This window comes from Spirosoma radiotolerans (assembly GCF_000974425.1).
In the GTDB taxonomy this organism is placed as follows: domain Bacteria; phylum Bacteroidota; class Bacteroidia; order Cytophagales; family Spirosomataceae; genus Spirosoma; species Spirosoma radiotolerans.
Genome location: NZ_CP010429.1, coordinates 4,201,413 through 4,216,396, shown reverse-complemented (window position 1 = coordinate 4,216,396; position 14,984 = coordinate 4,201,413). Strand labels below are relative to the sequence as shown.

General features: G+C 48.8%; 11 protein-coding genes and 1 pseudogene. 6 read left to right on the top strand and 6 right to left on the bottom strand.

The genetic code is table 11. The features are described 5' to 3' along the window. Window positions 1–28 precede the first annotated feature (28 nt). From SD10_RS17145 to SD10_RS17135, 3 genes are all read left to right on the top strand, one after another. On the top strand, window positions 29–3,181 hold the full coding sequence (locus SD10_RS17145; protein WP_046579681.1) for a SusC/RagA family TonB-linked outer membrane protein: 3,153 nt from the start codon (window positions 29–31) through the stop codon (window positions 3,179–3,181). Between the two features lie 13 nt (window positions 3,182–3,194). Continuing rightward, on the top strand, window positions 3,195–4,913 hold the full coding sequence (locus tag SD10_RS17140) for a RagB/SusD family nutrient uptake outer membrane protein (RefSeq protein WP_046575376.1): 1,719 nt from the start codon (window positions 3,195–3,197) through the stop codon (window positions 4,911–4,913). A gap of 179 nt (window positions 4,914–5,092) precedes the next feature. After that, window positions 5,093–6,625: a glycoside hydrolase family 32 protein gene (locus SD10_RS17135; protein WP_046575375.1), complete on the top strand. Its 1,533-nt coding sequence runs from the start codon at window positions 5,093–5,095 to the stop codon at window positions 6,623–6,625. Between the two features lie 45 nt (window positions 6,626–6,670). On the opposite strand, the gene SD10_RS17130 is transcribed toward SD10_RS17135, so the two are convergent. Both SD10_RS17130 and SD10_RS17125 read right to left on the bottom strand, forming a co-directional pair. Continuing rightward, window positions 6,671–6,988, bottom strand: a complete 318-nt coding sequence (locus tag SD10_RS17130) for a hypothetical protein (RefSeq protein WP_046575373.1) — start codon at window positions 6,986–6,988, stop codon at window positions 6,671–6,673. 426 nt (window positions 6,989–7,414) lie between these two features. Beyond that, a complete protein-coding gene (locus SD10_RS17125) occupies window positions 7,415–7,879 on the bottom strand; it encodes a hypothetical protein (RefSeq protein WP_046575371.1) in 465 nt (154 codons plus the stop codon). Window positions 7,880–8,150: 271 nt separating this feature from the next. Between SD10_RS17125 and SD10_RS17120 the strand changes: the two genes are divergently transcribed. Both SD10_RS17120 and SD10_RS17115 read left to right on the top strand, forming a co-directional pair. Then, the gene (locus SD10_RS17120; RefSeq protein WP_046575370.1) at window positions 8,151–8,783 is read left to right on the top strand and encodes a response regulator; all 633 of its coding nucleotides are present in this window, start codon (window positions 8,151–8,153) and stop codon (window positions 8,781–8,783) included. Window positions 8,784–9,034: 251 nt separating this feature from the next. Further along, a pseudogene (locus SD10_RS17115) lies at window positions 9,035–9,590 on the top strand (3-keto-disaccharide hydrolase); the annotation flags it as partial. Between the two features lie 3 nt (window positions 9,591–9,593). On the opposite strand, the gene SD10_RS17110 reads toward SD10_RS17115, so the two are convergent. The 4 genes from SD10_RS17110 to SD10_RS17095 all read right to left on the bottom strand — a co-directional run bounded on the left by SD10_RS17110 (window position 9,594) and on the right by SD10_RS17095 (window position 13,027). Then, a complete protein-coding gene (locus SD10_RS17110) occupies window positions 9,594–10,625 on the bottom strand; it encodes an aldose 1-epimerase (RefSeq protein ID WP_046575368.1) in 1,032 nt (343 codons plus the stop codon). Between the two features lie 92 nt (window positions 10,626–10,717). Then, window positions 10,718–11,545 (bottom strand): TIGR02757 family protein, encoded by an 828-nt coding sequence (locus SD10_RS17105; RefSeq protein WP_046575366.1) that lies wholly within the window; start codon window positions 11,543–11,545, stop codon window positions 10,718–10,720. Further along, entirely contained in the window at window positions 11,542–11,754 is a 213-nt protein-coding gene (locus tag SD10_RS17100; protein WP_046575364.1) for a hypothetical protein, read from the bottom strand. The genes SD10_RS17105 and SD10_RS17100 overlap by 4 nt, the downstream gene beginning before the upstream one ends. Window positions 11,755–11,761: 7 nt before the next feature. Continuing rightward, a complete protein-coding gene (locus tag SD10_RS17095; RefSeq protein ID WP_046575361.1) occupies window positions 11,762–13,027 on the bottom strand; it encodes a LysM peptidoglycan-binding domain-containing protein in 1,266 nt (421 codons plus the stop codon). A 351-nt stretch (window positions 13,028–13,378) separates the two neighbouring features. Between SD10_RS17095 and porX the strand changes: the two genes are divergently transcribed. After that, a complete protein-coding gene (porX, locus tag SD10_RS17090) occupies window positions 13,379–14,959 on the top strand; it encodes a T9SS response regulator signal transducer PorX (protein ID WP_046575359.1) in 1,581 nt (526 codons plus the stop codon). The last annotated feature ends 25 nt before the right edge of the window (window positions 14,960–14,984 follow it).

Genomic DNA, 14,984 nt, shown 5'->3' with positions numbered 1-14,984 from the left:
ATCCACCTAAATCAATTTATGTATGCGCATGAAAAACTACCTGTTTACGTTCGCCATCCTGCTGTTAACCCTGCAACTAGCGTTGGCCCAGCGCACCCTCACAGGAAGCGTTCTCGATGCCAAAAACAAGGGAGCACTCCCCGGAGCCAGTATTGTCATTCGGGGAACAACAACGGGCACGGTTGCTGACGCCACCGGAAAGTTCAGCCTGTCGGTGCCACAAAATGCCACCAGCATAACAGTATCGTTTATTGGCTATGCCGCGCAGGAAGTACCCATCGTAAATACCAACAACGTTACGGTGTTACTGGCCGAGGGTGGTCAACTGGCCGAAGTTGTCGTGTTGGGCTATACCACATCCCGAAAGCAGGATCTGACCGGAGCCGTCGCCATCGTTGATGTGGCGACAACCAAAAATACCAGTTCGGGCAACCCCATGCAAGCCTTGCAGGGTCGCGTGCCGGGCCTATACATCGAGAAGTCGGGAACACCATCGGGCGAAGCCAGCCGTATTCTGATTCGGGGGGCCAACACGCTTGGGAATACCGATCCACTCTATATAATTGACGGTGTTCCAACGAAGGTTTCACAGGTATTTCAAAGCCTCAATCCATCCGCTATTCAGTCGATTCAGGTGTTGAAAGATGCCTCTTCGGCTTCTATTTACGGGTCGCGGGCATCCAACGGGGTCATTATCGTGACCACCAAAAATGGATTCAATACGGACGGGAAGCTGAATGTTCAATTCAATACCAGCATTTCGACACAGTCTGAAAAGTCGCAACGGTTCAAGATGCTGAATTCCGTTGATCGGGGTCGGGCTCTATGGCAGGCGTCGGTCAACGATGGCGTCGACCCGGCCGATGGTTTTGGTCAGATTTATAATTTTGACTGGAACAAGGATTATAAAAATCCAAAACTCAACAGTGTTACGGTACAACCCTTTGTTGGGGGTGACCCGAATGTCCCGTCTGGCGATACCGACTGGCAGAGCGTTATGTACAAAACGGGTATTGTTACCAATAACGACCTGACCATTTCGGGAGGGACGAAATCATCTTCCCTGCTGGTGAACGTGGGCTATCTGAACAATACAGGTATGCTGCGCTATACAGGCTATAACCGGGTTACGGGCCGTATCAATGGCCTGACCAGCAAATTCGACGGCCGATTTAAAATAGGTGTAAATCTGCAACTGACCTCGTCCAGAGAAACCCCCGTTGCCACTGATCTTGGCGGTGCGCCAACCCCCGGCCTGGCCGTTACCCTGGCGCCTACCATTCCCCTCTATACCAAAACGGGCGACTATGCCGGGCCCATCGGTGCAGGTTATTCGGATCGGAATAATCCACTGTATATGCAGTATATCAACCGCTGGGATAAAATCAATCGGACAATTGTCTTTGGGAATATCTTCACGGAGATCGAACCCGTCAGAGGGCTGATTTTTCGGTCATCCCTGGGCATGAACAGTACCAACTATTTCAATAAGAACATCGAACAGTCGTTCCAGAACGGATTTATTGCCCGATCGTTGAATAGCCTAACACTCAATACGAGCCAGTTCATGAGTCTTACCTGGACAAATACGTTGCGGTATAATTTTGATCTGGGTGCCCATCGCTTCAATGTACTGGCCGGTGTCGAAGCCATTAAAGACAACCAGAATGATGTAATCTCGTATCGGGAAAACTTTGCCGTCCAGACTGAGGATTATTTTGTCTTAAGTGCCGCTTCGGGGAATGCCAGCAGCAATGGAAGCGCGACCGGAAGCCGCCTGCTGTCTCAATTTGCCCGCATCGACTATGGTTTTGGTGATCGTTATTTAGCGGCACTGACCTTACGCCGGGATGGTTCCTCTCGCTTTGGCGAAAACAATCGATATGGCTTCTTCCCGGCGGCTTCGGTCGGCTGGCGTATCGATAAAGAGAACTTCATGCAGGGTGTAAAAGCCATCAGCAACCTCAAACTGCGGGCGGGTGTTGGCCGGATTGGTAATCAGGATATCGGTGATTTGGCCCGCTTTGGCTTATTCGAGCCGCGCTACGGCTTGCTGGCGTCACAAGTGCCCAACGGACACCAGAGTTTCTTCGATCAGTTTGCCAACGTGGGGACAGCCTACGACCTGAATGGGGCAAACTCGGGTACTCTGCCCTCAGGATTTGTGCAAACGCAGGGGGCAAACACGGCCCTCAAATGGGAAACAACCGACGAACTAAACCTTGGACTGGACTTTGCCTTCCTAAACGGTAGCCTGGCCGGTTCGTTTGACTACTTCACCCGCCGGACCAGCGATATTCTGATCAAACCGCCCGTTGCATCGGCGGTCGGTGAAGGGCAGTTACGGTACGTGAACGGCGCTACCAAGACCAACAAAGGGTTCGAACTTTCGCTGGCTTATACCGGCAAACCAATTGGTGATTTTACTTACAGCGTCTCAACGAATTTAGCCCGATTCCGGGATAAAATAACCGTGTTGCCGGAGGAAGTCCGCTCGGCCTACGCAGGCAACGCCGTGACAACGATCATCGGCCACTCCCAACTGGATTTGTTTGGTTACCGGACCGACGGCCTTTTTCAGAGTCAGGAAGAGGTAAACAATTCGGCCAAACAGCCCGGCGCGGCTCCGGGCCGGATTCGCTACCGTGACCTCAACGGCGATGGTAAAATCGATGCGCTCGATCAGGAATTCTTTGGTACTACGCTTCCTGGCCTGGAATACGGTATTCGCATCAATCTCGGCTACAAGAATTTTGACTTTTCAATTTTCGGCTCCGGCATTACGGGCCGGACAGGATTCGACACCTATACCTATTACAACAACTTTATCCGGGGGCGCGATAACATAGGGCCGGGCGTATTCAATGCCTGGACACCTCAGAATACAGCCTCACGAATTCCTGCCCTGACGCTGGCCGATGCCAATAATGAAACCCGCACCTCGGATTATTTTAACGTGAACACCTCGTACTTCAAAATCCGGAACATCCAGTTGGGCTATACCGTCCAGAAAGATGTGATTGGGAAACTTGGGTTGTCTGGCCTTCGGCTGTATGGCATGATCGAGAACGTGTTCTGGCTGAAAAGCAAAACCTTTCTGGGACCCGACCCCGAACGGACAGATGTTAACTCGATTCCAGTACCCCGCACATTCACGTTCGGTTTAAATGTCTCTTTCTAAAACGGAATCCACAATGAAAAATAAAATTCTTCTTTCGTTTCTCGTTCTGGCAGGTGGAAGCCTGTTCATATCGTGCAAAGACTTTCTGAACTATCAGCCCCAGGGAACGCTGTCGTCCGACAACATCAAGAGTGCTGATAATGCCGATGCACTCGTCACGGCGGCTTATGCTGCCATAGGTAACGGTGAAATGATTGGCCCCATCGCCAGCATGTGGGTATATGGGAGTGTTCGCTCCGACGACGCCTACAAAGGCGGTGGTGGCGTGGGTGATGTACAGGATATCAATTTGTACGAGCATTACAATCTGACACAGCCTCAGCAGGGCGATGGGTGGATGCACCCCTACACCTGGGAGGAATATTACCGGGTTATTTCCCGTGCCAACGTTGCCCTGCGGTCAATTAATGACCTGACGGATACTCAGTTTCCTCTGAAGAAGATACGTACGGCAGAGTTACGTTTTCTGCGGGGACACGCTCATTTCATGCTGAAAATGTTGTTCAAATACATTCCCTACGTTGACGAAACCCTGTCGAGCGACCAGATTCTGGCTACCTCCAATCGAGCTCTGACGAACGACCAGCTTTGGGATAAAATCGCGACAGATTTCCAGTTTGCCATGGACAACTTACCCCTAACGCAGACTCAGGTAGGCCGGGCCAACAAATTGTCAGCGGCTGCGTATTTAGCTAAACTTCGGTTGTATCAGGCGTATGAGCAGGACGATAACAACAAGGTTGTCAACATAAATAAAGACAAATTGCAACAGGTCGTCACCCTGACCAATATGGTCATCAACTCGGGTAAGTACAGCTTACAGCCTGATTTTGCCGAAAACTTCCTGCCTGAATTTGATAATGGCGTCGAATCCATCTTTGCGGTTCAATATTCGATCAATGACGGAACGACGGTAGGCCGGCTTAATTTTGAGACGGGTCTAAACTATCCTCATGGCGCACCACAATACGGGTGTTGCGGCTTCCACCAGCCGAGCCAGAACCTGGCCAATGCATTTGGTACGGATGCCAATGGCCTTCCCAAATTCGATACGTTTAATGAGGGAATTATTGACTTCAAAACCGCCACCGTCGATCCCCGCGTTGATCATAGTATTGGCATCGATGGCCATCCTTACAAGTACAATGCATCGCTGCCTTTCAGTACCAGCTGGATACGGGATGCCGGTACGTATGGGTTTTTTCAGAGCATGAAAGAGCAGCAACTGGCGACCAGTTCATCGTACAAGAAAAGTGGCCCCTTTATTGGTAGCTCGAAAAATATCGACATTATTCGCTATGCCGATGTGTTGCTTTGGCAGGCCGAAGCGTATATCGAACTAGGGCAACAGGCTCAGGCGTTGCCACTGATCAATGCAATTCGCGCCAGAGCTGCGGCCAGTACCGGACGCACCAAAAAAGCAGACGGGACTGACCCTTCGAATTATCTCATTAAGCCTTATGATGCTGCTAAATGGACCCAGTCCTACGCCCGCAGAGCGCTCCAGTGGGAACGCAGGCTTGAGTTTGCTCTGGAAAGTCCACGTTTCTTCGATCTGGTTCGGTGGGGTATTGCCGAACCAACGCTGAACGCGTATCTGGCAAAAGAAATACCCCGGCGATCTTTTCTGAGTGGTGGGAAATTTACCGCGGGCCGCGATGAATACCTGCCGATTCCACAGCGGGAAATTAACTTTACAAAAGGCCTTTACAAGCAAAATCCCGGCTTTTAATCAATCCACGAAGGACGTTAATTTGTACCAGCCAAGACCAGGATGAAACGGCCGCGGCCAACTGTCCCGCACAATACAACTGGGTTAAGCCTTTGCGTTAAGCGGTCGACCGCTGCCGTTTCAATCCCGTTCTGGCTGGTAACTTCCACATTATCCTCGAATTAACTCACGTACATATCATGCGAAACCTGCTCCTATACTCTTTTCTGCTGGCTTTACTTCGTCATTTCTCCTATGGCCAGGCGAACCACACGGCCCTGAAACCCGAGTTGTACCGACCTCAATACCATTTTTCGCCTAAGGCACACTGGATGAATGACCCAAACGGGATGGTCTATTTTAAAGGAACGTATCATCTGTTTTTTCAATACTACCCGGATGGGACTACCTGGGGACCTATGCACTGGGGACACGCCACCAGCAAAGATATGGTTCGCTGGCAGGAGCAGCCTATTGCCTTGTATCCGGACAGTTTAGGGTGGATTTTCTCCGGTAGCGCAGTGGTTGATGTTGCCAATACCAGTAGGTTTGGAAAAAATGGGCAGACCCCATTAGTCGCCATTTTTACACATCATAATTCCAGATTAGAGAAAGAGAAATCGGATAAGTTTCAATACCAGAGTCTGGCCTATAGCCTCGATGAAGGAAAAACCTGGACCAAATATGCCGGTAATCCCGTGTTGCCCAATCCCGGCATAACGGATTTTCGTGATCCTAAAGTGCGGTGGTTCGAGCCGCAGAAGAAATGGATCATGACGCTGGCTACCAAAGATCGTGTCACCTTTTATTCGTCGCCAGATCTTAAAAATTGGTCCAGAGAAAGTGATTTCGGGCAGCATCTGGGTGCGCATGGAGGGGTATGGGAGTGCCCGGATTTATTTCCATTGGAACATAACGGCAAGAAGAGTTGGGTGTTGCTGGTGAGTGTCAATCCCGGCGGACCAAATGGCGGCTCGGCTACGCAGTATTTTGTGGGCGATTTTGATGGCAAGAGCTTTAAACCGTATTCCAGCAAAACGAAATGGATGGATTACGGAACCGATAATTATGCCGGAGTGACGTTCGCCAATACGGGTGATCGAACGATATTGATGGGCTGGATGAGCAACTGGCAGTATGCCGGCGTTGTGCCTACCTCTCCCTGGCGCAGCGCCATGACTGTGCCCCGGACACTTGGTTTAAATGAAGTCAACAAAGAGCTTTACCTTACATCTACTCCCGTTAACGAGTTGGATGTGCTCAATGGTCCGGCGGTGTCAGTAAAGAATGTACCCGTGAAAGGCCAGTATGATTTGACCCCTAAAACAAAAAATGATTCCGGTGTATTCAAACTGGATTTGACTACCCAAAACACCACTGATTTTTCCATTGTGTTGGCTAATGACCAGGGTAACGAAGTAGTAATCGGCTATGATAAAGCCGGGAAAGGTTACTACCTCGACCGTAGCCGTTCGGGTAAGACAGACTTCGAAAAGGGATTTGGTAAACGTCATACAGCCCCACGCTTGTCGCTGGAAACCAAAATTTCACTTACCCTCCTGGTCGATGCGGCTTCTGTCGAGGTATTTGCCGATAATGGGCTTACCGTAATGACGGATATTTTCTTTCCCGATAAGCCAATGAGCAGGCTATTTATCAAATCGGCTACCGGGATTACGGTTAGTAATTTGACTTATACCAGGCTGACGGCTGTGAGCCAGTCGGGGCTTTAACCCTTGCCTGCTGAGCGATGGCTAATCTGGATTTATTGTTGGCTGTCAGCGTGTCGCATCGACTGCTTCCGGGGCAGTCGTTTCCTCTGGCTGTTGGGTGTTATTTTGCTGGCGGAGGCTCTTGGCTATTGCTGTAATTTGATCGCCTAGTGGACCTTGCTCTTCAATGGGGGCCTGGTCGTACATGATCTGTCGTTTTGGCTCCCAATAGAAAAGCTCAGTCTTTGCATCGTAGATGCCAATCGGCTCATGATCTTTTTGCGTGAGCAAGTGCTGTAGAACAGTTTCTGCTTCGGCTTGCGTCGTACTATATATATGGTGAAACTGCTGCCTGAGCAGGTAGATAACGGAAAAACGATTCATGATGCTGTTACTGGTAAGATGAAGTTAAAGAGGACACTGGTCAGGTATGGTGCAGGCAGTTGTTATGAGTACCCTTATGGTTGCCTTATGTATCAGTAAGTAATTAGCCTATCATTAATTTACTAATGATAGGCTAATTAGTTTATAATCAAACCTTGATAGTATTCAGACTTCTATTTGATGAGAAGGTAACTAGTCACTTAGGTGAAATAGTTTTCATTTATTGGTATAGTGCAATAAGTGCTTCTGATGGTTCATTAGTAGGGAAGTATAGACTATAAATTAAGTTGAACAGGTAGTACAAGTTGTGAGCCTATTGTCATAGGAGAAGAATCGGTACAGGCGTACTTGTTGATGGATTTTGTTGAAGGGCTAGCTTAAATCTGATTAGGTCATGACCTGTGCCAACTCGGCTAAGAGTTTAATTCAATTGTGCTGAAATTCGATGGTGTGCCGTACGGCTCCCTCTTTCTGCGCTTCATCGAATACCCAGGTCATGGTTGTGCCGCTCAATTGTAAATCATACTCTCTACGATTCCCTTTCCCATCCTGCAAGGCGAGTTTGCTGCCAGTCACTTCCCAGGAAGCTTTGCCAGAGGGCATAAACTTTGTAGCCGCCTTCATAATCAGGTTGCCCAGAGGATTCTGACAGCCCTTTACGGGAGTCATTTTCAAGGTACCGTCCGTATTCAGCACTAAACCCATATCCTCCTGGCAGCCCCCATACAGGTCTTTGAAATGGGTATAAACATCCGTAACGCCATTTTGAGCGGGGTCTACCCGGTGGGCAGTCATGCGCCATGAGCCGGCAACATCAGGTGGATTTGCAGCCGTAATCTGGAAACTAAAGACAGGTACTAAGAGCAACGCGCTTATAATGAGGCTTTTCATAGCAGTATTGAGGTTAAATTTGTTTCATCAAATGTCACCAGTAGCTACCGCTCTATCCATAACCCTTTTCACCCATTGAGTAACCGGTTTATTGGATGTAAGTCATTTTGTGGATGCTAGCCCCTATTCCTTCGTTCGTGCTCGAACGTTCGACCCGTTCAAGGTGATAAACCCTTTCGGGCTGACCCGAAAGGGTTATTGACAAACTCTTTTCATTATATGTCCTTTGTTAGTAAATAGTGTTCATGCCCAACTTTCTCGCCCATTACTTATGACGACCATCGCCATCTACGAAGATAATGACGACTTGCGGGCACTGCTCAAATTGCTCATTGAGAGTGTTCCGGATTTTTCGGTCGTCGGCGCCTACAGCAATGGGCAACGGGTTATGGAACAGGTACGGCAGGATAAGCCGAACGTGGTGCTGATGGATATCGATATGCCGGGGCGTAGCGGAATTGACTGCGTTCGGTTGATCAAGGAAGTAAGTGTCGATATAGCCGTATTGATGCACACCGTTTTTGAGGATGATGATCGGCTGTTTGCCTGCTTAAGCAACGGTGCTGATGGCTATTTACTTAAAAAAGACTCGTCAACTCAACTCCTGAATGCGCTTCATGAAGTCATTGATGGCGGAGGGCCTATGTCGCCGGGTATTGCCCGGCGCGTATTGAAAACCTTCCAGCAGGCTCCCCAGCCCAATCGGCCAACCTATGCCATTACTGAGCGGGAACGGCAAATTCTAAAATGGCTTGCCCAGGGCTATACGTATCGAATGATTGCCATTCACGGTACTATTTCCGTTGAAACGGTCCGCAGGCATTTAAAAAATATATACCACAAGCTCCATGTTCAATGTGGCACCGAAGCTGTGGCTAAAGCGATAAGCGAACGAATAATTTGATGCATAAAGCGTGGCTTTAGATTTGCCTGTCTACTGTTAATATACTTGCCTTAGAGAATGTATTTGGCATTCTGCAAATCCTCAATTGACCAGGATAAATAAAAAATACTCTTTAATACTAACGCCATTGGGCGAAGCACAAGACAGGGTGATTGAAGAGCTTTTAAACTGATGTATCGTATGTTGAGAAGCTAGAAGAGATTCCCAGTAAATGTCTGAATCTCAGATGAAGTAGAATGTAGCAAATTATCGAAATCGAGCAGGGAACATTGAAACTGAACATGCCTAACCGGGTAGGCAATAAAGCGCCGGATGGGGGCGATCTGATAACTGATATGGCCATCTCCGACGATTTTGAATTTGTAGCGGAATGGAAAGTAGAACGCTTTACAAACACTGGTATCTTTTTCTTCGTCCAGGAAGAACCCCAGTACCCAGTACAAACATATTTTTGACACGGGGCTAGAGCTTCAGGTACTGGACGATGCCATTTACGAAGGGACCAACGAAAACAAGCACCGCGCCGGCGATTTCTGTAGTGCCGCCAACGCCCGTGTTCGTGAGTTACAGCCTGCTGGCGGATGGAACAAGGTTCGCTTTACGTTGAAAAAGAACAAGTTAACCGTCTCATTGAATGGCTTTAATATTCAGAAACACGATTTGAATAGTCTCGACTGGAAACAGCGTATGGCCGCCAGCAAACTGAAAGACGCGCCCATAAGCAAGGGTAAATACACGGGGCGAATTGGTTTGCAGGACTGGGGCAGCACTGTCTGGTTCCGGAATAGTAAAATGCGTTCATTATAGGCATTATTCCAGCCGCACCCACATCGTACCGGACAGAGTTTCACCGGGGTTCAGAATGGTTAGCCCGTCCCCATTATTGAAGGCATTCACATTGGCCGTGAGGGGTTCAATGGCAATACTATCCCGTCGGGGTGGTGTGTAGCAAACGAGGTAATTTAGTTTGTTTTGGCCGGTTTGCTGACCAATAATGAGTTTAAGGCCCGTGGTAAGAGAGGTCAGAATCGTTTCGGCAAACGGGTCTGGCGTACCGGGTTCACTCGTTGGCTCAATGGCAAACGCCGTATCAAGCTGCTGCCCCTCCAACTTTATCGTACCACCTGGCTCAAGATTTTGTCGTCCCTCTGGAATCATATTGTCATTGAGAACAATTGGAGCCCGATTGGGCAAAGACAAGGTCATCTGATCAACCGGTTCTTCTGATAGGGTGAAATACGGATGCCAGCCAAAGGCCGCCGGGCATCGCGTCGAGCCCGTATTAAGTGCTGAATAACTAATCTGTAGGGCACACATCCGGTCGGTTTCCGCATGGTCTCCATGGGGTAGCCGATTGGCTTGCACTAATTTATACGTGACGGTCAGGGCAAAAGGAAAGGGGTAACCCGTTGTGTCACCCGCATAATCATAGCGCACTACCAACTGAGCATAGGTCGAGGTAGTCTCCTGACTAATAACCGAAAATGGCCGACCATGAACAAAGCCGTGAATGGCATTGTCCCGTTTCAGTTCGTTCATTTTCAATGCATAATCCGATCCTTCAAAATGATAAATTCCATGTCGGATGCGGCTAGGAAATGGGTACAGCAAGGCACCGGCGTAGCCCTCATCGCTAAAGAGGGCCTGTGGTGACTCAGGCGTCAACAGCAAGGCAAATAGATCGTGCCCTTTTCGTAAGACCAACCGGCGGAGAATACCGCCGTACTCTGGAATAATGGTAATGAATTCGCCTGTCTCGGTATGTTCGAGTATGTACTCCGCAAGTGGTTCAGTGCCGTCTGGCAGTGTGCCAAATGCTTGGGTTGTTATCTGAAAGGGCATGATGTAAAAAATGCAGGTCAGTCAATTGGTAATCCTTCCGGCCTGTGTATTGTTTGACATTGGGCTGAAAAAAGCAGCCAAACCAGGAAAAACTACATTTCACCTTCTACACCCAAGCCAAAAAGGGCAAAATCATAACGAACGGGATCCGATGGATCAAATTGCCGAAGCGTTTCAGTTAGCTCCAGGGCTGCTTTCCAATCGGTCTGGGGGCGAGAGAGCAACTGTAAATGACGAGCCACCCGGTTGACATGGACATCGATCGGTATCACTAACTGATCGGGGCGCAAGCGTGTCCAAATCCCGAAGTCAACCCCTCGGTCATCCTGTCGCACCATCCAGCGCAAAAACATCAGGAGCCGCTTGCAGGCAGAATTTCGGGCTGGGGTAGCGATGTGTTTGCGCGTGCGTTCGGGGAAAAAATCGGTAAGCCCACAAAACCGGTCACGAAAGACAATCAGCGACTTTTCGACTGTGAAAGGCTCCGTCTGAGAATTGGTCGTTTCGGCAGACAGCTTCCACACGGTGGTGGGCAGGAAAGCATCTTCCAGCGAGTCATGGTCCTGATAATATTGCCGGAAAAAATGAAGAAAATACAGCGCGTCGGTTGCGTTGAACGTACGATGTTTGAACGTCAAAAAGCGCTTTAGATCGCTTTCCTGATGATTACGAATGAAATCATAGGGAGCGCCGTCCATCGACTCAACCAATTCGGTTGTCTTTTTCAAAATAACCGGCCGCTGGCCCCAGGCCAAAACGGCCGCCCAAAAACCCATGATTTCAATATCCTGCTTCTGGCTAAAGCGATGGGGAATGCTTATGGGGTCGCGCTCAATAAAGGAAGGCCGATTGTATTGATCGGCCTTCGCATCTAAAAAGTCTTTTAAAGAAGAAAAGTGGTTGAGCTCATCCGCCATCATTTACTCTTTCCTCCACTAACAACCCAGGCTGCTGCTTTCGAAATGCCCGAAAAAAGAGCCAGCAAGCCAGACATGACAAAGGTGAAAACCGCAATGAACGGATAGGCCAGCGTAAACATAATGCTGAAGGTTAAATAGCCCGGCGAAGCTTTCATTTGTTCGTCGCGTTCACGATGACGTCGGGCAATACGTTCTTCTTTGGTTTCCATACTTGAGTTATCGAACAATGTAACTTACCTCAGCCCGAAAACGCCGATCCTGGGGCGAAAGTTTCGCAAAGGCCTGCGTCGATAATTTAATTAGAATCTTGTCATTCACGCCCGTATTAGGCAACCGGCCAATTACTTTTACCCAGAGGCTCTGGTTATTGAATTCATTGCGTACCTGTACCAGCGTGCCGATGGGAGCCGTCCGGTGCAGGGCCAGATACTTTCCTGAGCCATCGTTTCCCTCGATCATCTCTGCTACACCACTGCTGGAAATACGACGGCCGCGCGTTGGCATGGGTGCATCATTTCCAGGCCGGGGTGGTTCAATCTCTTCGACCGGTTTTTCCGGTGATTTATCGGCTGTTTTGTCGGCTGTTTTTTCAACGGGCTTCGTTGTTGGCCGGGTTTCTGGCTCGGTTGGTTTTGGCGTAACCGGAGCGGGTAAGGCTGGGCGTTCGGTTTTTGGTTCGGCGGGTGTTGTCGATTTTGGTTCAGTAGGATGTGTATCCGCTGGTCGAGTTGGCACATGCGGGGCTACCTCGGTCTCAGGCCGTCGTGTGGGGACCTCAGTTTGCTTACCCGGCGTCTCGATCGGTTTGCTGGGCGTACTGGGTGCCGGAGAAGAGGGCATACGATCTATATATGCTTTTTCGGAGACGATCAGCGCCTGACCGATCAGTACGTTATTGCCGGGCAGGTTATTCCATTTGCGCAGATCGGCCTGCGACACGCCATACCGGCTGGCCAGGCTATACAGCGTTTGGCGGGGTTCAACCACGTGAATGCCTGCTTTGGCTGGATCATCGGCTCTAATGATCTGTTTGTCGGCTGTTTTTTCGGGCTTCGTCTCCTTGGAGACTGACTTCTGCTTTGGCTCGACTACCGCTTTCTCCTTTTCAACTACTTTTACTTCTTTCTTCTCCTCTTTTTCCTGTTTCTTGATCGCCTTGTCGATTACTTTTTCCTCTTTCCGGCTCAGTGTGCCATCGGGAATGGGAATCCTGACTAGCTCGGCATATTTCACGGCATTCGATAACGTCGGGTTAGCTGCCTTTATCTCAGCGACTGACCGACCATAGCGACGGGCAATGGCATAGAGCGTCTGGCCCTCATCGACCCGGTGAATAATAAATCGTTTACCTTCTTTTTTTTCAATGCCAATGGAGTCGATAACCGTTGCCTTTGTCGGCGGAGTCGGTCTGGCCTCAAGCGCATGAAAGGCTAGGATGCCGCTTACCAGCCACAAGGCCGTATGAACAGGATTTTTTTTCATGGGTTATTATTAGCCGGAAGGTGGTCGAAGGTATGACCAACTCTATAAACGGCATATCATTTAAAATTAGCGCAAAAATAGATCTGTTTTTATCCAGAATAGGCAATAGGCCGCATGCTTATCTCGACTTACAGAATGGGCTGGGGTTACTTTTTTAGCCATTGCTTCGATAAAAGTACCTTTTTCTGCTGTTAAAAAACCTTAAAACTGAACCACCTGAACAGAAGCGGTCGTTTGATGTTTAACTATGAAGGAGCGAGGAGTTAAAAGGTGAGCATTGCCGACGCGTCAATAGACAGACAATGGCAGGGCCCTTCTCCCAACTCCCACCTTCTCACTTCTTACACAATTATGCAAAATTATTCGATACTTTGGGCTGATGACGAAATAGACCTTCTGAAACCCCACATCCTTTTTTTGAAAAATAAGGGATATGACGTTACCCCTGTCAACAGTGGTGCCGATGCGCTGGATCAGGTTGAGCAGACGAACTATGATGTTGTATTTCTGGATGAAATGATGCCCGGTATGACGGGACTGGAAACGCTCTCGCAGATAAAGCAGATGCGCCCCAACCTGCCCGTGGTCATGATTACCAAGAGTGAAGAGGAGCACATCATGGAAGAGGCTATTGGCTCTAAGATTGCCGATTACCTGATTAAGCCTCTGAATCCCAATCAAATTTTATTATCTGTCAAAAAAATTCTGGACAATAAGCGGCTCGTGACTGAACGCACGAACATTGGCTATCAGCAGGATTTTCGCAATATTTCTATGCAGTACAATGACCGCATGGATTTCGATGAATGGGTAGATGTTTATAAAAAGCTTATCTATTGGGAGTTAGAACTGGATAGCTCTCAGGACAAAAGTATGTCCGAGGTGATGAACATGCAGAAGAGTGAAGCCAACTCTGAATTCTGCAAGTTTGTCATGGACAATTACGAAGACTGGTTGAATGAACCGAAGATGGAAAGCCCCATCATGTCGCATCAGCTCATGCGTAAAAAGGTGTTTCCGTTGGTGGAGGCCGCTGGCAGTACAACTGCGTCGGGTGGAGCGCCTTTGTTCTTTCTGCTGATCGATAATCTGCGGTATGATCAATGGAAAATTATTGAGCCCCTGCTGGCCGAATACTTTACCGTTGAAGAGGAGTCGTCTTACTATTCTATTTTACCAACGACAACCGGGTTTGCCCGGAACGCTATTTTTTCGGGCATGATGCCCAGCGAAATGGAACGTAAGCATCCTGATTTATGGGTGAATGACGATAGTGAAGACGAGGGCCTGAACAACCACGAAGAGGAGTTCCTGCGTCGCCAGCTTGATCAAAGTCGCCTGAACATCAAGATGTCGTACCATAAGATTCTGAACGTAAACCAGGGGAAGTCGCTTGTCGATAACTTCAATAACCTGTTACAGAATCAACTGAACGTCGTTGTTTATAACTTCGTGGATATGCTGTCGCACGCTCGCACGGACATGGCCATGATTAAGGAACTAGCTCCCGATGAGTCGGCTTACCGGTCCATCACCCGGTCGTGGTTCCTGCACTCGCCTTTACTGGAGTTCGTGCAGAAAATTGCGGCAAAGGGCGGTCGTCTGATTGTTACCACCGATCACGGAATGATTCGGGTGCAGAAGCCAGCCAAGATCGTTGGCTACCGCGAAACGAACACAAATTTGCGCTACAAGCAGGGTAAAAATCTTGGGTTTGAGGACAATCACCTGTTTGTGGGGCGTAAACCAGAGCGGTTATTTCTGCCAAAGCCGCACGTATCGACCGCTTACGTATTCACGCTGGAAGATTATTTCTTCGCGTACCCCAATAACTACAACTACTACGTTAACCACTATCGCAATACATTCCAGCACGGTGGCGTGTCGCTGGAGGAAATGATCATTCCATTTTCTTACCTAAAAGCGAAATAAACGCGTAGCGTGGCTGTATATACGA